This window comes from Nocardia sp. NBC_01377 (assembly GCF_045040005.1).
Lineage (GTDB): Bacteria > Actinomycetota > Actinomycetes > Mycobacteriales > Mycobacteriaceae > Nocardia > Nocardia noduli.
The window spans coordinates 5,610,628-5,629,303 of sequence record NZ_CP109566.1 but is presented as its reverse complement, the minus strand read 5'-3'; the positions used below and the strand labels follow the sequence as shown (position 1 = coordinate 5,629,303).

Sequence of the window (18,676 nt, the reverse complement as noted above, 5' to 3'; positions counted from 1 at the left end):
TACTGACGTAGTCATAGCATTCTCGACGCCCGCCGTTAATATTCGGCGGGCGTCGAGCTATTTCTCCGTAATGCACACCACATTGATAGTTCGACTATTGAATTCATAATCGTGCGGCGTGGTGCATATATCTGAGAACCCGCGACGGCGCGATATCACAAGTCGGTACGCGCTCCTGTGAGCACCCCCGGTATCACCCGTGCCCGGCCCTCTCGAACGGCCGGATCGGCCGTCGCCCGGCCCGTGACCTCGGCCGTCGCCCGGCCTGTGACGTCACGGACCGACATCCCACAGACACATCCCACCCACGGAGGACTCCGGTGAACTCGATCATCGATCTCGGCTCGGCCGCCCTGAATCTGGCGAATCTGGTGACATCCATCGCCGGGAACATCACCTACCTGCTCCAGGCATGGCATGTGATCTGACCACGCCGCCCCGGTAGGTCCGCGGCGGCCGGTGGTCGTCGCGACGGGTTTCCGTGTCTCGGCCCGTACCACCCCGTCGCTCCTCTAGCGTTGGCACGGTCGTGACGCCGAGAGGGGCTGGGATGCGATCGGGGATGCTGGGGCCTGTGCAATTGCGGGAGCGAGTCGAGTCCGGCGAACTCGACACCGTTCTGGTCGTGATGACCGATATGCAGGGCAGATTGCAGGGAAAACGCTGCTCGGCCCGGTATTTCCTGGACGAGGTGGTCGGCCAAGCCACCGAGGCCTGCGACTATCTGCTCGCGGTCGACGTCGAGATGAACACCGTCGAGGGCTTCCGTGACTCCTCCTGGGATACCGGCTACGGCGATTTCGTGCTGAGACCCGATCCGGCCACGCTGCGGCTGGTCCCGTGGCAGCCGGGAACCGCTCTCGTGCTCTGCGATGTCGAGCGGGTGCGTCCGGAAGGCGAGCCGGTGCGGGTCTCGCCGCGCCAGATCCTGCGGGCGCAACTGGATCGGCTCGCCGAGCGCGGCCTGCGCGCCTACGTCGGCACCGAACTGGAGTTCCTGGTGTTCGACGACACCTACGAATCGGCCTGGGCGGGCGGATACCGGGGTCTGACCGCCGCCAACCAGTACAACGTCGACTACTCGGTGCTCGGCACCGCCCGCGTCGAACCGCTGCTGCGCCGTATCCGCAACGACATGTCGGGTGCGGGTATGTATGTCGAGTCGGCCAAGGGGGAGTGCAATCCCGGCCAGCACGAGATCGCCTTCCGTTACGACGAGGCGCTGGTGACCTGCGACAACCACAGCATCTACAAGACCGGGGCCAAGGAGATCGCCGCGCAGGCCGGGCGGAGTCTCACCTTCATGGCGAAATACGACGAGCGTGAGGGTAATTCGTGCCATATCCACATCAGCCTGCGCGCCGAGGACGGCACGGCGGTCTTCGCGGGCGACGGACCCGCGGGCACTTCGGCCCTGATGCGGCATTTCGTGGCGGGCCAGCTCGACTGCCTGCGCGAGCTGACCTATCTGCTCGCCCCGAATATCAACTCCTACAAACGTTTCGCGCCGGGCAGTTTCGCTCCGACCGCCCTGACCTGGGGTGTGGACAATCGGACGTGCGCGCTGCGCGTCGTCGGCGACGGTGACTCGCTGCGGATGGAGAACCGCGTCCCCGGCGGTGACGTGAACCCCTACCTCGCGGTGGCGGCGACGATCGCGGCCGGACTGCACGGCATCGAACACGCGCTGCCGCTGGAGCCGGAGTTCCGCGGCAATGCCTACCGGTCGGATCGGCCCCGGGTGCCGGGGACGCTGCGCGAGGCCGCGCGACTGTTCGGGGAGTCCCCGGTCGCGCGGGCGGCCTTCGGTGATGATGTGGTGGAGCACTACCGCAACGCGGCGCGGGTCGAACTCGACGCCTTCGACGCCGCGGTCACCGATTGGGAGCGAATCCGTGGTTTCGAACGACTCTGACGGTCCCCGTCCGGTCATCGGCCTGCCCACCTACGCCGAGCGCGCCGTTTTCGGCGCGTGGGACACCCGCTGCGCGATCCTGCATCACAGCTATGTCGACATGGTGGCGCGGGCCGGTGGGATTCCGGTGCTGCTGCCGCCGACCGGCGTCGCGCGCCCGGAGTTGGTCGCGCGGCTCGACGGCCTGGTGCTGACCGGCGGCGCGGATATCGATCCCGCTCGGTACGGCGGGTCCGCCGCATCCCACGGCTACACCAGGGCGGATCGCGACGAGTCCGAATTCGAGCTGTTCCGGCTGGCCCGCGCGGCGCGGCTGCCGGTACTCGCGGTATGCCGCGGATTGCAGCTGGTCAACGTGGCCCTCGGCGGAACACTTGTCGGCCATCTGCCCGACGTGATCGGCCACGAGGGACACTCCGGTGGTCCCGGCTCGTTCACCCCGGTCTCGGTGACGACCACCGCGGGCAGCAGGGTCGCGGCGGTGGCCGGTACGAAGGTGGCAGCGCACTGTCACCACCACCAGGCCATCGACAGGCTCGCGCCCGGGCTGACGGCCACCGCGCACGCGGCGGACGGCACCATCGAGGCGGTGGAAACGACGAGCGGGCCGTTCCTGATCGGCGTGCAGTGGCATCCCGAGGCCGATTCGGCCGACGATCGCCTGATGCGGGCCGTGGTGACGGCGGCCCGGCGAGAGGAGTGCGCGGCGTGACGACGGCACAGGTGATCAACCCGGCGACCGAGGAAGTGGTCGCCGCGATCGAACTCGCCGACGAGGCGGCCACCGACGTCGCCATCGAACGAGCCGCCGCGGCGGCACCCGCGTGGCGCGCTGTCGCGCCCGGTGATCGCGCGCGACTGCTGCGCCGTTTCGCCGACGCCGTGGACGAGGATCTGGAACATCTGGCCCGGCTGGAGGTGACCAACGCCGGTCACACCATCGGCAACGCGCGCTGGGAGGCGGGCAATGTGCGCGATGTGCTGCACTACGCCGCCGGGATCCCGGAACGACTGCTCGGCCAACAGATTCCGGTCGCGGGCGGGGTGAACATCACCTTCCACGAACCCCTCGGCGTGGTCGGGGTGATCGTGCCGTGGAATTTCCCGATGCCGATCGCCGCCTGGGGATTCGGTCCCGCCTTGGCCGCGGGCAATACCGTCGTGCTCAAACCCGCCGAACTGACCCCGCTGACGGCGATCCGGCTCGGTGAACTCGCGCTGCGGGCCGGGCTGCCCGAAGGCGTATTCCAGGTGTTGCCGGGTAAGGGCATGGTGGTCGGGCAGCGTTTCGTCACCCATCCGGCCGTGCGCAAGGTCGTCTTCACCGGGTCCACCGACGTCGGCAAACAGATCATGGCCGGATGCGCCGAACGGGTGAAGCGGGTGACGCTCGAACTCGGCGGCAAGAGCGCCAATATCGTCTTCGCCGACGCGGATCTGGAGAAGGCGGCGGCGACCGCACCGTACGGCGTCTTCGACAACGCGGGCCAGGACTGTTGCGCCCGGTCCCGGATTCTCGTGCAGCGCAACGTTTTCGATCGCTTCCTCGAACTGATGGAACCGGCCGTCGCCGGTGTGCGGGTCGGTGATCCGAACGACGAGGCGACCGAGATGGGCCCGTTGATCTCGGCGGCGCACCGGGAGCGGGTGGCCGGATTCGTCTCGTCGTCGACGAAGATCGCCTACACCGGAACCCGCCGTGACGGCCCCGGATTCTGGTATCCGCCGACGGTGGTGCTGCCCGACGGCCCCGATGACCGGATCCTGACCGAGGAGATCTTCGGGCCGGTGGTCGCGGTGCTGCCGTTCGAGGACGAGGCCGACGCGCTGCGGATCGCCAACGACACCGAATACGGTCTTTCCGGGTCCATCTGGACCGGCGACGTCGGGCGGGCGCTGCGGGTCGCGCGAGGTGTCGAGGCCGGGAATCTGTCGGTGAACTCGCATTCCTCGGTGCGGTACTGGACGCCGTTCGGCGGATACAAGCAGTCGGGTCTGGGCCGTGAACTCGGTCCCGACGCGGCGCTGTCGTTCACCGAGACCAAGAATGTCTTCATCGCGACCTAGCGGTATCGACTCGTCGAGAAGGAGATGTGTTGCAGCGCTTACAGGATCGAGTCGCCGTCGTCACCGGAGGCGGTAGCGGTATCGGGCTCGCCACGGTGCGCAGGTTCGCGGCCGAGGGCGCCAGGGTCGTCGTCGCCGATATCGACACCGAGTCCGGCGCCGCCGCCGCGGCGGCGGTGGACGGCACCTTCGTCCGGGTCGACGTCACCGACGAGGAGCAGGTGCGCGCCATGTTCCGCACCGCCGTCGACACCTACGGCGGCCTCGACATCGCCTTCAACAACGCGGGAATCTCACCGCCCGAGGACGATTCGATCCTCACCACCGGGCTCGAGGCCTGGCAGCGGGTGCAGCAGGTCAATCTGACCTCGGTGTACCTGTGCAGCAAATACGCGATCGAGCACATGCTCGAACGCGGTCGGGGTTCGATCATCAACACCGCCTCGTTCGTCGCGGTGATGGGCGCGGCGACATCGCAGATCTCCTACACCGCCTCCAAGGGCGGTGTGCTCGCGATGAGCCGCGAACTCGGCGTCCAATTCGCCCGCCAGGGAATCAGGGTCAACGCGCTGTGCCCGGGGCCGGTGAACACACCGCTGCTGCGGGAATTGTTCGCGAAGGATCCCGAGCGCGCCGCCCGCCGCCTCGTCCACATCCCCACCGGCCGTTTCGCCGAACCGGAGGAGATCGCGGCCGCGGTGGCCTTCCTCGCCAGCGACGATTCCTCGTTCATCACCGCCTCCCAATTCCTGGTCGACGGGGGTATCTCGGGGGCCTACGTCACACCGCTGTAGACGGCGCGCGCGGCGATATGTGACTCAGATCACAATCGCCGAGGTCGGCGCAGGTAGCTCGTGGTGTGCGAAACCGCGCGCGCCGCCGCCGTTGTTTGCGTCGCGGCGACCGCGGGTATCGGTCCTTGTCGTGCCGGTTCTGGGGAAATCTCCCAGGACCGGCCGTACCGATCGAGGTCTGCGGGGACGGGCCGGAAGAGGAGACGCGCGATGCCCGACAACTCCACGGAGTTCGAGAAGCAGCCGAGACAACTGCGCCGCTCTGTCGCCGCATCGGCCATGGGCAATGCCACGGAATGGTTCGACTACGGCGTCTACGCGGCCACCGCGACCTACCTCACCGACGCGTTCTTCCCCGGAGATCTCGGCACCCTCGGCACCATGCTCGGTTTCGCGGTGTCGTTCGTGCTGCGTCCGCTCGGCGGTGCGGTCTGGGGCCCGCTCGGTGACCGGGTTGGCCGAAAAGTGGTGCTGGCCACCACGATTCTGCTCATGGCCGCCGCCACCGGTGCGATCGGTCTGATCCCGACCCACGCCACCATCGGTGTGGCCGCTCCGATCCTGCTGATCCTGCTCCGAGTGGTGCAGGGCTTCTCCACCGGCGGCGAATACGGCGGCGCGGCAACCTATCTGGCCGAATGCAGTACCGACCGCAAACGCGGCTTCCTCGGAAGCTTCCTCGAATTCGGCACCCTCGGCGGATTCGTCGGCGGTTCGGCGGTGGTACTGGTCTGCCAGCTCGCGCTCGGCTCGGACGCGATGCACGACTGGGGTTGGCGTATCCCGTTCCTGCTCGCGGTTCCGCTCGGCCTGATCGGCTGGTACCTGCGCTCACGCCTGGACGAGTCCCCGGTCTTCGAGGAGGTCGCCGAGCGCCCGAAGCCGCCCGGCGGTCTGCGCGAGGTGCTGACCACCTACCGCAGGGAGACCCTGACGCTGGCCGGGCTGGTCGTCGCGCTCAACGTGGTCAACTACACCCTGCTCACCTACCAGCCCACCTACCTGGAGAAGACCATCGGGATGGGGGAGTCCGCCACCACCGCGATGATGCTCACCGGGCAGGTGGTGATGATGCTGGTGCTGCCGTTCTTCGGCGGTCTGTCCGATCGGGTCGGCAGGCGTCCGATGTGGTTGGTCTCCCTGATCGGTCTGGCCGTGCTCGCGGTGCCGATGTACTGGCTGATGGGACAGGGAACCGGGTGGGCGATCGCCGGGTTCATCGTGCTCGGCCTGCTCTACGTCCCGCAGTTGTCCACCATCAGCTCGACCTTCCCCGCGATCTTCCCGACCCACGTGCGCTACGCAGGGTTCGCGCTGGCGTACAACGTGTCGACCGCGCTCTTCGGCGGTACCGCGCCGCTGGTGAACGAAGCCGTCATCGAGGCGACCGACTGGGCGCTGTTCCCCGCGCTCTACATGGTCGGCGCCTCCCTGATCGGCCTGGTCGCCTGGAACTTCCTACGCGAGACCGCGGGCACATCCCTGCGCGGTACCGAGGTGCCCGACGCGGAGAACCCGATGTCGGAGTTGGCCGTGCAGTCCGCGACCTGAGTCGATCCCGGCGGGTACTGTCGGGATCGCGGACGGGTAACTACTCTCGCGGAGGCGGCGTTGCCTTCGCGGGTGAAACACCGAACGAAAGGGAGATGCGCGTGCAGATTCAGATCAACACCGACAGCAATATTCACGGCGGGGAAGACCTGATTCGGCAGGCAGAGGAAAGGATCTCTTCGATACTCGATCGTTTCGAACCGCATCTGACCCGGATCGAAGCCCATCTGAGCGACCAGAACGGCGACAAGGGCGGCCCGGAGGACAAACAGTGCGTGCTCGAAGCGCGCCCCACCGGTCAGCAGCCTGTCGCGGTGACCAATCGTGCCGACACGGTCGAGGCCGCCTACACCGGCGCCGCCGACAATATGGCCAAACTGCTCGACAGTCGTTTCGGACGGCTGCACCAGGCCAAGGGCGGCGAATCCATCCGCCACCTGCCCGTCGAATGAGCTCCGGCGACCGGGCGAGGCCCGCCCGGTCGTCGCCCGCTCGACGCGGGCGTCACGGCTTCCAGCCGGTGGCCCGCAGCCACGTCGCCAGATCCATCAGGCCGGGGTGGTGTGCCCGCAGCGCGGCCGTGTCGATCGCCTCGTCGGGCCGTTCGTTGAAGTAGGCGAACATCTTTCCGACCTGTGCGTCGAAGGCCGCGACCTGCTCCACCGGAATCCGAAGACTGCGAGCGGGCAGATCGGCTGCTCGCCCGAAGGTTTCGGCGATCTGGGGCGGGGTCAGCCTGTCGCCCGCCAGTGGCACGATCCGGCCGCGATAGTCTTCCGGGCGCTCGAACGCGATGGCGGCGAAAGCGCCGATATCGTGCACCGAGATCAGTGACATCGGGATATCCTCTCGGACAGCGAGATTCACGACCAGCTCGCCGTTGCCATCCACCACCGGCCGGTTGTAGGCGCCGAAATTGTCCATGAAGAAGACCGGCCGCAGAATCGTCGCGGGCAGGCCGAGCTTCTCGATATACGCCTCGATATTCTCCTTCGCGGCGTAGTACTCGACGCCGGAGTTCTCGCCCGCGCCGCGCAGCGAGCTGTACACCAGGTGTTCGACGCCGGATTCGCCCGCGATATCGGCGACCGCCTCACCCCGGCGCTCCTCGTTCGCGATGCCCTCGGCGGTGATGTGCGGGCCGGTCATCATGGTCAGCATCAGGAAGACGCCGTACGAGCCGTCCATCGCCGCCCGCACCGACGCGCTGTCATCGAGATCGCCGACGACCAGTTCCGCCCCCGCGTCCCGCAGCGCGAGGGCGGCGGGCGATTGCGGGTCGCGCACGAAGGCGTTGACCCGCCTGCCGCTCTCGAGCAGTCGGTATGTGGTGGCGCGGCCCTGCTGACCGGTCGCGCCGATGACCAGAATCGGTCCGTTGTCGTTCGTCATGTCATGCTCCCAGGTGGTGGTCGATTCGGTGTCGATCACCCGTTGGATATGACGTTAGGGACGAGCGCCGCCGTGGTCCTGGCACCAATACTGCTACCCATAAAGGGAACTCGATGAGTGACAACCAGCGGGCCGAACTCGCCGCCTTCCTGCGCGCGCACCGCGCCAAGCTGGCACCGGCCGACGTCGGACTGCCACCGGATCTGGAACCGGGCAGGCGTCGCACCCCCGGATTGCGCAGGGAGGAGGTCGCCGAGATCGCCGGGGTGAGATGTCGGTTACACACTCCTCGAGTGCCTGACACGCGAGGGAGACGATCACGACGCCTTATCGACACGCTGAGCCGCCCGGCCTCGAAAGGGCAGGCTGTGCGGCTGACTGCGCAGGATGCCCGGCAGAACTTTGGCGATCAGATATCTGTCCATACTCTCGGCCGTTGCCGCCCGCGCGCGCGAGACCTACCGCGGCGGGCTCGAGACTTGGGCGGTGTGGGCTGGTTCGTAGAATCTGACCACCTATCATTCGGAATACCCGTCCGTCCAATGATCTTCGTCTATCTCGAAACGTTGGATGGTGAAGCCGTCTGGGTAATCGGAGAACCCATCCTGTGTGCGGAGACGGTCGATGGCCTCGTGAGCGTCGGGTTCCGATGAATATATTCCGATGCGTTTGCGATCTTCTGCGCCGTTGCCGACCGAACGTACGTGCTCGAGAAGAAAGAGTGATTCCATCCGCTCTCCTTTTTCAGTGTTCAGGGATGAAGAATCCCTCTGCCCAGTGATCTTTCCCTACTGTGTATCGGTCGATATTGAAACTGTCGGGGCGGTCGCGGAAGCCTGGCAGGTCCTTCATCCGTGCGACCGCCTGTTCGGCGGCGAGTTCGGTCGAATACAGTCCTATCGTTCTTACGATCTCGGTGCCATTGTCCAATTCATACCAGTGGTCCAAGACGTAGACGTAACGCATCGGAACCTCGCGCATTCTCTAGTTGGGATTCTTCCAGCTGCGGTCGCCGTATTTCTTGATCTTATTGAACTCGCTGTTGGGGCCGGTACCTTCCCAGTTACCGGGTCCATAGTGTTCGTCCATCAGTCGGCGAGCGTAGGCCTTCCCGCTTTCTCCGACATAGGGAGCCTTGCCCTTGGCCCAACTCGGTGCGTCGCTGGCCTTGTCTTTCCCTGAGCCCGATGCCGGGACCTTCAAGGGGCGATCGGTTCCCCCGACAGCATCGTCGCTGTCGACATAGACTTTCATCGCGATGATCGTTGCCAGCGCCTGGATGCTCTCGGTGAGGCTGGGAACCTTGTCGAAAGCTTCGATGACACCGACCGTGACACCGGCGACCAGGGTGATTTGGAGAATCTGGAAGAGCCGTTTGGTCGTGTACAGCCCACGTATGGCGGAGATGGTGTCCGCGACCGCGAGCCCGACGCCCCCTCCGCCCACCACGATCGAGCCGCCGAAGGTGAACAGTGCGCCGACAATCGCGCCGGTGACAAGCAGTCCGACCGCCCAAGCGAATCCCGTCATCAGCGACTTGATCGCGTCGCCGACCTCGTGCATCGAGTCGTGGTACTCCGCTACAGGGGCCGCGATATTGAGCGAAGCCGCTGTGAGGTTGTCGGCTCCACTCTTCAATATGCCGAAGCTGTCTTGGATCAGCTTACGGTTCTCGGGGTCATCCATCTCGTCGAACAGGGCCGAAATGGTGGCGATCTGGGCGCTCGCTCCGGCGACTGCCGCATTTTCCGCGAAGCTCTTCCACGTGGTGGCGGCTTTCGAAAGCTTGTCGACATCGCCGTTCGGAAGCTTGTGAAAAGTATCGACGATCTTGGCGGTCAGTTCGTTGAAGAACTGCTCCACGCCGCCGTTGTGCTTGACACCATTTCCGTTGTCGTGCACCGACGTCGGAATGGTGACCTTGTACTCCGAGACCTGCTGGACGGTCGGCGCCTGTGGTGCCGGATCGCTCTCGTTGACTATCCCGTAGTTGTAGCCATTGGCGTAGAGCACGTTCCCGAAGTTGGTGAGAGCATCGGCGAGATGGGTGCAGCTCTGCATTGTTTGTTGCGCGACGCGGTCGTAGGTTTCGCCCCACTGTCTACATCCGGGCGAATCGCCCGCCATACCAGCACATTCACCCTTGACGGCATCGTGTACCGGCTTATCTGCACTGCGCAGTTCGGTTGCCAGGTCATGGCATCTCTTGGCCGCGTCATAGTAAGTCGCCCAGTCGACCCGCACGGGCTCATCCCCCCTTGAGCATCCTCAGATTCATCTCGATCGCCCGACTGTAGCCGGTGTGGGCTTTGCGGGCGGCGTCGCTCATATCCCGGCGCCCTCTGTGAATTCTCGTGCACCTGTTACCCATTCGCGGTGCAACTCGGCATACGCCTGCGCCGCCACACTTTCCCACCCGGTATTCGTGAGACCTCCGACTCTGCTGTCTATCTCATCGAGGTACTCGGATATGAAGCCCGCCAGCCCTGCCAGCCGCGCCACGATCTCATCGAGATGCTCGAGGTCGACCTGGAATTCCGAACTCATGGTAGGTCCAGGCTCGAAGTGTTCAGCCTGGACGAGTTGTCCTCGTCACGGGCCTGGTAAGTATCGGCAGTGACACCGAGTTTCTCGGCCATATCCGATAGTGCGGCCATAATCTGACCACCGCCATCATGGACCTCGGTCCAGCCGTCCGCGAATTTGATCGCGAGGTCACCGGACCATGTCCCGTTCGTCAGCGCGTCGACATCCTTGGCCGCGGAATCCAGCGCAGTACGCAGCGCCGCGGCCACTTCGTAGACGTATTTGCCGACATCGCGCACCTGCTCGGGGACCACCGAAATGTACTGTCCAGGCCCTGATATCCCCCCGTCACTCACGAATCGAAGGCTACCGGACCTGCGAACGTCACGGCAACGGCCGACCGAACCGGACCATCTGTCGCACCGTCCGATCGATGCAGTTGAGAGACAGGCGGTGGTGGACCGTACCGGTGTGGAAGACTGCCAACACGATTCGTGCGGTGGTCCGCAGTCGGCGGTGTTACCGGCAGTTCCTGGTGGCGTGGAGGATTTCGGGGTCTTCGATGAAGTCGACGATGTTGCCGTCTTCGACGACATACACCCCCGAGGTGATGGGGGCGTGGCCGTAGGAATCGTCGGCGTAGGTGCGCTGGATCAGGATGGCGAACGCCACCGCTTGGGCCTGGTTCAGGGTGGTCGGCGCGGCCATCAGACAGGTTCGGCGTGGCACGGACACCCACAGCTGTCGCGCATTCAAGAAGCGATGAGCGACACGCAGGGCGTTCGGGTCGAGAATCTTCTCGGCCGAGAAGTCGTGGCCGGAGCAGTTCGCGATCGGGATCGTCGCGACTTCGCCGATTTCCCAGTCGTAGTGCAACGCTTCCAGATTGGTGATGGCCGAATCCCACTGCGCCCGGAAGTCGACACTGTCCGGGTGGTCGACCGCCACGGCGAATTCACCCTCGTGATCCTCAGCCACGACGGCAATCGGCGCGGCAGCCGGCCCGGTCTCCTGATGACAGACCAGCCCACGGTGGGGCCAGTCGGCCGGTTTCAGCAGGGGAAAGCACCGGATGTCGGTCTTCCGGGGTGTCGGCGGTGCCGGATCGGATGCCGCGGTCCGCGGATTCTCGGTGGAGCTACTGATATCGAACCGCGCCATGTTGTGAGCGGAGTCCAGCGTCAGCAACTGATAGTCGATACTCATGCGGCCGTCGTGGAAGGCCGTCAGCAGATCGCGCGCCGCGAGCGCGTCCGCCAGGTCCGGATTCGCGCGGACCGCGGCCTCGATGAAGGGTGTCGTTCCCCGCTCCACCCGTTTACCTTCGATGATCCGGTTGTCGAGCCTGATGTCACCCGGATCATCGACATCGACGTACACGTCGAGGGCAACCAGCCGGTCCGTGCCCGCCAATGCGACGAAATCGACTGTCCGATCGCCCAGCGGCCACTGCTCACCGCCGCCGGTGAGCAGTTCCCACCCCTCGGTATCGACAACGACACCTGCGACGATCGTCCTCTTCTGGTGGTTTCCGTGTTCGATCACCTTGGTCTGACCGAGCTTGCGCATGCCGATCTCGGCAAGTTCGCGCAAGGTCGCGGGGGTCATGGCGCGCACCCGCTCGGCAGCCAGACCGAAAACGGCAAGCTCACTGACATCGGGGTCCGGACCGAAACCGTCGTTCCACGACTGCGACCGCATTCCCAATGGGAGCGACACCCCCGCCACACGGACCAGCGCCCCCACCACCGCGTCCGCCAACTCTTCGTAGTCTGTGTAGTAGGCAGGCCATTGCAGGTCCCGGTACCAGGTGAGCTCGTTCTCGTCCGACCGGTGCCAGCCCCGCTCAGCCAGCGCCAAGTCCGGCACGTCGTTCACCGCACCCGAACCGATCTCGGCCCGCAACCCGGATGCCTTGCCGAATTGGGCAAACCAACCCGTGCCGTCCTCATCGACCAAGGTCAGAATGCCGTCCTCCGGCAGGGTGAACAACGTCCACGCCAACCCGGCCGCGAACCACTCCCACACCGCACCCTCGGCGACCACGCGATCTGTAACCGGCTGCGTCTCGCCGGTATCGGATCCGTCGCGCCGCCAGAACTTCCCGAACCCCATCGAACAATCCACTTCCCCGAACCAGCAAATGCGCAGACGCTAGCACACCACAGATCCGCTCAATGCCGTCACCGGAACCCACCCTGTCGTGCCCCGAACTGGTCGTCGGCGGACAAGCAGTCGATACATCACCCGTTTGTCCGCCACCCACGCGCGGCGCTCTAGGACGCCCGATCTCGACAGCGAGATGGCCACCGCGTCGCGCAGCGTTGTGGATGCTGTCCAGCATCGGCCCCGCAATCCCGCTGGCTGATACCAGACCTGCCGCTACCGCGCGGGAGTGGTCACGGCATCGATCGCGGATGGCTCGGAACACTAGCCTCGGCTGGTCATGGAAATAGCCTCTGACCTGCACCGAAAATGGCGAAAGGTGCTCTGACCTGCGATAATTCTTCTTGTCTAGGGAAGAAACTATCGAGTTCGGGAGCACCCTTCTGGTGAGGCAGTCTACGTCGTGGTACCCATCGCTGAAAGTTGACCGGCAAGGAACCGGTGTCGTGTCCCACGCCGGCGCGGTCGCGTTGCTCGACACCGCGGCAACGGTTGGACTCGACCACGCCCTGGCACAGGAGTTGTCGCGATGGGCTAAACCTTTGACCAGCCACGATCCCGGCAAGATCGTGCTCGATCTCGCGGTCTCGATCGCGATCGGCGGCGACTGGGCCTCCGACCTGTCGGTATTGCGCAGCGAGCCAGGCATTTTCGGTTCCGTTGCCTCGGACCCGACCGTGTCCCGGTTGATCGCGACGTTGGCCGCTGACGCACCGAAAGCACTGAAGGCCATCGCTTCCGCACGGGCGACCGCACGGGCGATCGCGTGGAAGACCGCAGGAGTTCACGCCCCCGATCACGACATCGATGAAGCCCGCCCCCTGATCATCGACCTCGACGCGACCCTGCTGGCCGCCCATTCGGACAAGGAGAACGCCGCATCGACCTACAAAAAGGGGTTCGGCTTCCATCCTTTGCTCGCGTTCATCGACCACGGCACTCACGGCACCGGCGAACCAGCATCAATGTTGTTGCGGCCGGGGAACTCTGGTGCCAATACTGCCGCCGACCACAAGACCGTCCTCGCTGCGGCGTTGAATCAACTGCCGTTCCAGCCTGGGTATCGGGTCGGCCGGAAAGTGTTGGTCCGCACCGACGCCGGTGGCGGCACCCACGCGTTCGTCGACTACTGCACCGCCCGTCACCTGCAGTATTCGCTCGGGTTCACCCTGACCGACACCCTCGTCGAAGCGATCGCGAAAGTCCCCGAGACCGTGTGGACACCGGCCTATGACGCCGAAAGCGAAGTCCGTAAAGGCGCGTGGGTCGCCGAGATCACCGGTCTGGCAGATCTTTCGGGCTGGCCGAAAGGGATGCGGCTGGTTGTGAGGAAAGAACGCCCGCACCCGGGCGCGCAACTACGTTTCACCGATGTCGATGGGCTGCGGTTGACCGCGTTCGTCACCAATACCACGCGCGGTCAACTCCCTGATCTGGAGTTACGGCACCGGCGTCGGGCTCGTTGCGAAGACCGTATCCGCGCCGCGAAAGACACCGGTGCCCGGAACCTGCCGTTCAAGTCCTTCACCGGCAACCAGATCTGGCTCGCGGTCGTCGCGCTGGCGTTGGACTTGACCGCGTGGCTGCAAACGATCGGTTTCCACGACCATCTCGCACGCCGATGGGAACCGAAAACGCTTCGCTTGCAACTATTTTCGCTACCCGCCCGGTTGGCTCGCCATGCCCGCCGCACCCATTTACGACTGGGCGCCCACGCATCCTATGCCGGTGTGTTGGTGGCCGCTCTGGCCCGTCTGCGCTCTGACTGACCAGCGCAAACCATCCCAACGACCCCCTGAAAGGACATCTACCCGGGCCCGTGGACCCGGCAGTCACCCGCTGACCGGGGCACTACTGGTTGCCCGAAAGCTGCTGATCAGCGGTTTTCAACAAATCCGTAACCGGCTACGCCGGGCCGCTGGCCCGGCGAAAAATTGAGGCTAGGAAGCAATGAGTTCGAACGTATGGTCTATGGCCGCGAATCCCGCCCTCAGCGAGTCCTCAACGAGTAGTTCGCCTCGTTCTGCGCGAACGAAACCCAATTCGAACGAGTCACCGATGTGTATGCGGAACAGGGCCATTCCCGCTGCGCGGCTTCGGCGGGCGGCCTCCTGCAGGTATGGAGCAGCGGCATCAGGATCGGATCGGGTGTAGTTCCTCGTGGGGTCCGGGTCCCACGACTTCAGCGGAGACAACGGGATATGCCGCAACTGGCCATGGATCTCCTCTGCGCTGGCGCACCAGTCGAACCCGACCAGAGCGGGATCCAGGCCCCACAGGTCGCCTGCCAGCCCGGTGAGGAGAGCCCGCTGCGCCAGCTCGAGTTGCGACCAGGAGGGCACATCGAACCATTCGGGAAAGTCCCGCCGAACTCGCTCAGGATCGTTGAAGGCATCCGAGACCAGGCAGACCAACGAGAAGGCCCAAGACGGGTCCGGGGCAAGCATGGTGGCCATCGGCATCAACGCTTGTTCCGTCGACATCGGCGGAGGCAAAGAAGTGGACTGCGCTAAAAAGGATTCTGACATGGGACCTCCGGGACAACACTACATTCTCTCGGCCGCAGCCTGGAGCCGACTCCCTGATGTTAAGGACTATTCGCGGAGCGTCGGCCGACGCTCCGCAGCGCGCTGTATTGCAGCTGATCGCTCGGGCTTCCGCGGTCCTCGGGAGTGCAGAGTCGGCATTACTCGCTGGAGTGAGACATACCTGGTACACGTGGCTCGAGCAGGGCCGCAAGATCGTGGCGAGTTCGCAGGTGGTGGACGCGCTGGCCCGGGCATTGCGGCTCGACGCGGTCGAGCGCCGGCACCTGCGCACGCTGGCGGGTCTGTCCGATCCCACGGTGGAACGTGATGTGACCGAGGCGATTTCACGGATGCAACGATTGGTGGACTCGATGTCGCCGAGCCTGGTGGTCGTGCACGACTCGTATTTCGATTTCGTGGTTTGGAACGAGGCGTTCCGCCGGATCCGCACCGACCCCGCCGAACTCGCGCCCGATCGTCGCAATCTGCTGTGGTGGATGTTCACCGACGAGCGTAATCGCGCGGCGATGCGCGAGTGGGAGCGGGCCGCGCGTGCGGTGCTGAGTCAGTTCCGCGCGGTGGTCGGGCGTCGCCGCGACGACGCGCGCCTGGCCGCGATCGTGGCCGGACTGTCCGAGGCGAGCCCCGAATTCCGCACCTGGTGGTCGGAGTATCCGGTGCGCGACTTCCGTCCGGCCGCGATCGTCATCGAGCATCCCGAGGCCGGTCCGATCGAGTTGGCGCTGTATCAGCTACGGCTGGTGGAGAATCCGGATCTGCTGCTGGTGGCGCAACTTCCGGTGACCGAGGCGGATCGGGTGCGGGTCGCCGGTCAGCTCGATTCGTAATCGATGGCGAGGACAGCGTCGTCGACATCCTCGCCGGTGGCGGAGGTGACGAGGTCGAAATCCTCGGGGTCGGGCCAACTGTCCTCGACCACCAGGCGGCCGGTGTCGCGCATCACGGCGTACTGTTCGGCGATCAGGGCGGTCGGATAGGTCGGCCAGAAGGAGATCGCGCCGGTCGATTTGTCGATGACGCAGACCGATCCGCCGATCGCGGGCTTGGGCAGTCTGTCCGCTTCCGCGGTTCCGCGAACGGCGACCACGGTGAACCCGGCGTCGAATTCCGTCACCACCGAGCCGATGTCGTCGGCGGCGTCGTCCGGATCGCGCAGGTGTAGATCGGCGATGCGTCGCGCTTCGGCCAGATCCACCGGGACGGTCGCTTCGGTGGGATAGGCGTGGACTTCCATGGTGCCCCTTTCGCTGGTCCCTGCCTATCACCGAGGCGGTGGGCACGGCCCAGTGTTCCCGGAAATCGAGGCCGGGAACAATTGCGGTTCAGTCGAACTGAACGGTATCGATCATAGCCCTGGCCAGCGTCTCCGGATCATCGGACGTCGTCAGCGTCGAATTCGCCAAGGCCCCTTCGCGCCACAGCGTGGCGAAGCCGTGCACGAGCGACCAGGCGGCGAGTTGGGTGGCCCGGTCACGTTCCGGTGAACGGCGTGCGGGGAGTTCGGCGACCCCGGCGCGCAAGGCCGCCCCGGAGTCGGTGCGGGCCCGGGTGAGTTCCGGATCGTCGGTGCGTAGCAGTTCGCCGCGGTACATCACGTCGAAATGGCCCCGGTGCCGCAACGCGAAGCGGATATAGGCGACCGCGACCTCGCGGAAATCCGATCCGGCCCCCGTCAGTTCGGCGGCGAGCAGGTCGAAACCCTCGATCGCGAGCGCGGTGAGCAGACCCGCGCGGTCGCCGAAATGGTGGGCGGGCGCCGCGTGCGAGACGCCCGCCCTGCGGGCCAGTCCGCGCAGCGACACCGCGTCGACGCCATCGGCGGCGATCTGTTCGGCGGCCGCGGCCAGGATGGTCGCGCGCAGATCGCCGTGGTGGTATCCGCTTTTCGTCATTCCCCCATGGTGACGCCCAATCTTGTCATTGACAAGTTCCCTCCGACGTGGTTAATCTTGCCACTGTCAAGATTGGCCGTGAGATCCCCGGAGGCCCCCGATGGCACCCCTGCTCGTACTCCTCGTCGTCACCGCGCTCGCGCGCCTGGTCGGATGGCTCGGCGATATCGGTCCGCTCGATTCCTGGGCGCGCGCCGCCGCGCTCGGACTGGCCGCGATGTTCCTGCTCACCGGCATCGCCCACTTCCAACAGCCGCGCCGCGACGCCCTCATCGCGATGGTGTCGCCCCGACTGCCGAATCCGGCAACCCTGGTCACCGTCACCGGAATTCTCGAGTTGGCGGGCGCGCTCGGCCTGCTGATCCCGCCCACCTCGGCACTCGCCGCGGCCGGCCTGGCCCTGCTGCTGATCGCGATGTTCCCGGCGAACGTGCGCGCCGCGCGCGCCGGTGTCGGCGTGAAGACCATGCCCCTACCGCTACGCGGCCTGGTCCAACTCGTCTTCCTCGGCGCGACGGCCCTGGTGATATTCGGATAGCCGCGTCGAACCGACGAAAGGGCCCCGGCGGGCCCTGCTCCCCCCTCCTGGAGCAGGCCCCCACCGGGGCTGAAATAAATATGCCTGGGGTGCCTTGACAGCGGCTTAAAGAGCCCTTAAAGCCGTCAGCGCCCCGGGGTGGAGAGCTGGGTGAGGAATTCGGCGTTGGTCTGGGTGCGGCGCAGTCCTTCGAGAAGTAGTTCGAGGGATTGGCCGCCGTCGACGGCGGCGAGGGTGCGGCGCAGCGCGTGGGTCGCGGCCAATTCGGCCGGGGCCAGCAGTAATTCGTCCTTGCGGGTGCTGGACTGGGCGATATCGACCGCGGGGAAGACACGCTTGCTCGCGGCGGCGCGGTCCAGTTTGAGTTCGGCGTTGCCGGTGCTCTTGTATTCCTCGAAGATCACGGTATCGGCCTGCGAACCGGTTTCGACCAGGGTGCTGGCGATGATGGTGAGCGAGCCGCCGTGCTCGATATTCCGGGCCGCGCCGAGGAAACGCTTGGGCGGGGCCAGGGCCGCCGCGTCGACGCCGCCGGAGAGGATCCGCCCCGACGCGGGTGCGGCGAGGTTGTAGGCGCGGGCCAGGCGGGTCAGCGAATCGAGGAGGACCACCACGTCGCGGCCCATCTCGACCAGACGTTTGGCCCGTTCGATCGCCAGTTCGGCCAGCGCGACATGTTCTTTCGGCGAATGGTCGAAGGTGGCCGCGGCGATATCGGCGGGCACGGACCTGGCCAGATCGGTGACCTCTTCCGGACGTTCGCCGACCAGGACCAGCATGAGTTCGCATTCGGGGTTGTTCTTGGCGATCCCGTGCGCGATGGCTTGGAGGACAGAGGTTTTCCCCGCTTTCGGCGGTGCGACGATCAGGGCTCGCTGGCCCTTGCCGATCGGCATGACCAGGTCGGCGACCCTGGTGGTCATCTCGTGCTGCTCGGTTTCCAGACGCAGCCGTTGATTCGGGTAGATCGGCGTGAGGTCGGCGAAGTTCGGCCGGAGTTTCGCCCGGGCCGGATCGAGGCCGTTGACCGTGTCGACCCGGGTGAGCGGGTCGTGCCGGTCGTTCCTCGACGCCGCGCGTGCGGTTCCGGTAACGAAATCGCCGCGCCGCAAGCCGTTGTCGTGGATCAGCCGGGGCGTGACGTGGAGGTCGCGCGGGTCGGGCAGATAGCCCTCGACCCGCAGCGTCGCGTTGTTGCCGACGATATCGAGGTTGCCGCTGACGGGATATTCTGCGGGACGGGAGTTTTCGTGGGTATTCGTGGGAGAAGTGTTGTCTTTCATGGG

General features: G+C 65.6%; 19 protein-coding genes and 1 pseudogene. 9 read left to right on the top strand and 11 right to left on the bottom strand.

The genetic code is table 11. The features are described from left to right. The first annotated feature begins 550 nt into the window (after nucleotides 1-550). The 6 genes from OG225_RS25915 to OG225_RS25890 all read left to right on the top strand — a co-directional run bounded on the left by OG225_RS25915 (nucleotide 551) and on the right by OG225_RS25890 (nucleotide 6,779). Nucleotides 551-1,915 carry a glutamine synthetase family protein gene (locus tag OG225_RS25915; protein WP_405177655.1) on the top strand — a complete coding sequence of 455 codons (1,365 nt, stop codon included), beginning with the start codon at nucleotides 551-553 and terminating at the stop codon, nucleotides 1,913-1,915. After that, nucleotides 1,896-2,627, top strand: coding sequence for a gamma-glutamyl-gamma-aminobutyrate hydrolase family protein (locus OG225_RS25910; protein ID WP_405177654.1), 732 nt, complete (start codon nucleotides 1,896-1,898; stop codon nucleotides 2,625-2,627). Before OG225_RS25915 ends, OG225_RS25910 begins: the two co-directional genes overlap by 20 nt. Beyond that, the gene (locus OG225_RS25905; RefSeq protein WP_405177653.1) at nucleotides 2,624-3,982 is read left to right on the top strand and encodes an aldehyde dehydrogenase family protein; all 1,359 of its coding nucleotides are present in this window, start codon (nucleotides 2,624-2,626) and stop codon (nucleotides 3,980-3,982) included. The genes OG225_RS25910 and OG225_RS25905 overlap by 4 nt, the downstream gene beginning before the upstream one ends. A 26-nt stretch (nucleotides 3,983-4,008) precedes the next feature. Next, a complete protein-coding gene (locus OG225_RS25900) occupies nucleotides 4,009-4,776 on the top strand; it encodes a 3-oxoacyl-ACP reductase (protein WP_405177652.1) in 768 nt (255 codons plus the stop codon). Nucleotides 4,777-4,986: 210 nt separating this feature from the next. Next, a complete protein-coding gene (locus tag OG225_RS25895) occupies nucleotides 4,987-6,327 on the top strand; it encodes an MFS transporter (protein WP_405177651.1) in 1,341 nt (446 codons plus the stop codon). Between the two features lie 95 nt (nucleotides 6,328-6,422). Continuing rightward, a complete protein-coding gene (locus tag OG225_RS25890; protein WP_405177650.1) occupies nucleotides 6,423-6,779 on the top strand; it encodes an HPF/RaiA family ribosome-associated protein in 357 nt (118 codons plus the stop codon). Between the two features lie 52 nt (nucleotides 6,780-6,831). Here the strand turns inward: OG225_RS25890 and OG225_RS25885 are convergent, their stop codons facing one another. From OG225_RS25885 to OG225_RS25855, 7 genes are all read right to left on the bottom strand, one after another. Next, nucleotides 6,832-7,719, bottom strand: a complete 888-nt coding sequence (locus tag OG225_RS25885) for an NmrA/HSCARG family protein (protein ID WP_405177649.1) — start codon at nucleotides 7,717-7,719, stop codon at nucleotides 6,832-6,834. Nucleotides 7,720-8,237: 518 nt separating this feature from the next. Further along, nucleotides 8,238-8,450 (bottom strand): hypothetical protein, encoded by a 213-nt coding sequence (locus OG225_RS25880; protein ID WP_405177648.1) that lies wholly within the window; start codon nucleotides 8,448-8,450, stop codon nucleotides 8,238-8,240. A gap of 13 nt (nucleotides 8,451-8,463) precedes the next feature. Continuing rightward, the gene (locus OG225_RS25875; protein ID WP_405177647.1) at nucleotides 8,464-8,685 is read right to left on the bottom strand and encodes a hypothetical protein; all 222 of its coding nucleotides are present in this window, start codon (nucleotides 8,683-8,685) and stop codon (nucleotides 8,464-8,466) included. Between the two features lie 18 nt (nucleotides 8,686-8,703). After that, nucleotides 8,704-9,963 (bottom strand): hypothetical protein, encoded by a 1,260-nt coding sequence (locus tag OG225_RS25870; RefSeq protein ID WP_405177646.1) that lies wholly within the window; start codon nucleotides 9,961-9,963, stop codon nucleotides 8,704-8,706. An 81-nt stretch (nucleotides 9,964-10,044) separates the two neighbouring features. Continuing rightward, nucleotides 10,045-10,266 carry a WXG100 family type VII secretion target gene (locus OG225_RS25865; protein WP_405177645.1) on the bottom strand — a complete coding sequence of 74 codons (222 nt, stop codon included), beginning with the start codon at nucleotides 10,264-10,266 and terminating at the stop codon, nucleotides 10,045-10,047. Beyond that, nucleotides 10,263-10,601: an ESX-1 secretion-associated protein gene (locus OG225_RS25860; RefSeq protein WP_405177644.1), complete on the bottom strand. Its 339-nt coding sequence runs from the start codon at nucleotides 10,599-10,601 to the stop codon at nucleotides 10,263-10,265. The genes OG225_RS25865 and OG225_RS25860 overlap by 4 nt, the downstream gene beginning before the upstream one ends. Before the next feature lie 163 nt (nucleotides 10,602-10,764). Beyond that, on the bottom strand, nucleotides 10,765-12,360 hold the full coding sequence (locus tag OG225_RS25855; protein ID WP_405177643.1) for a TY-Chap domain-containing protein: 1,596 nt from the start codon (nucleotides 12,358-12,360) through the stop codon (nucleotides 10,765-10,767). Between the two features lie 437 nt (nucleotides 12,361-12,797). On the opposite strand from OG225_RS25855, the gene OG225_RS25850 reads away from it, so the two are divergent. Beyond that, nucleotides 12,798-14,180 (top strand): IS1380 family transposase, encoded by a 1,383-nt coding sequence (locus tag OG225_RS25850; protein WP_405183370.1) that lies wholly within the window; start codon nucleotides 12,798-12,800, stop codon nucleotides 14,178-14,180. A 171-nt stretch (nucleotides 14,181-14,351) separates the two neighbouring features. Here the strand turns inward: OG225_RS25850 and OG225_RS25845 are convergent, their stop codons facing one another. Beyond that, a complete protein-coding gene (locus tag OG225_RS25845) occupies nucleotides 14,352-14,894 on the bottom strand; it encodes a hypothetical protein (protein ID WP_405177642.1) in 543 nt (180 codons plus the stop codon). A 101-nt stretch (nucleotides 14,895-14,995) separates the two neighbouring features. Between OG225_RS25845 and OG225_RS25840 the strand changes: the two genes are divergently transcribed. Beyond that, nucleotides 14,996-15,787, top strand: coding sequence for a helix-turn-helix transcriptional regulator (locus OG225_RS25840; protein WP_405177641.1), 792 nt, complete (start codon nucleotides 14,996-14,998; stop codon nucleotides 15,785-15,787). Here the strand turns inward: OG225_RS25840 and OG225_RS25835 are convergent. Further along, on the bottom strand, nucleotides 15,772-16,194 hold the full coding sequence (locus tag OG225_RS25835) for a hypothetical protein (protein WP_405177640.1): 423 nt from the start codon (nucleotides 16,192-16,194) through the stop codon (nucleotides 15,772-15,774). The two genes, OG225_RS25840 and OG225_RS25835, sit on opposite strands and share 16 nt — an antisense overlap. Nucleotides 16,195-16,282: 88 nt before the next feature. Further along, nucleotides 16,283-16,852, bottom strand: a complete 570-nt coding sequence (locus OG225_RS25830) for a WHG domain-containing protein (RefSeq protein WP_405177639.1) — start codon at nucleotides 16,850-16,852, stop codon at nucleotides 16,283-16,285. A 100-nt stretch (nucleotides 16,853-16,952) separates the two neighbouring features. Between OG225_RS25830 and OG225_RS25825 the strand changes: the two genes are divergently transcribed. Continuing rightward, complete coding sequence (locus tag OG225_RS25825; protein ID WP_405177638.1) at nucleotides 16,953-17,390, top strand: DoxX family protein; 438 nt, start codon at nucleotides 16,953-16,955, stop codon at nucleotides 17,388-17,390. 125 nt (nucleotides 17,391-17,515) lie between these two features. On the opposite strand, the pseudogene OG225_RS25820 reads toward OG225_RS25825, so the two are convergent. Continuing rightward, a pseudogene (locus OG225_RS25820) lies at nucleotides 17,516-18,616 on the bottom strand (transcription termination factor Rho, short form); the annotation flags it as partial. Between the last annotated feature and the right edge of the window lie 60 nt (nucleotides 18,617-18,676).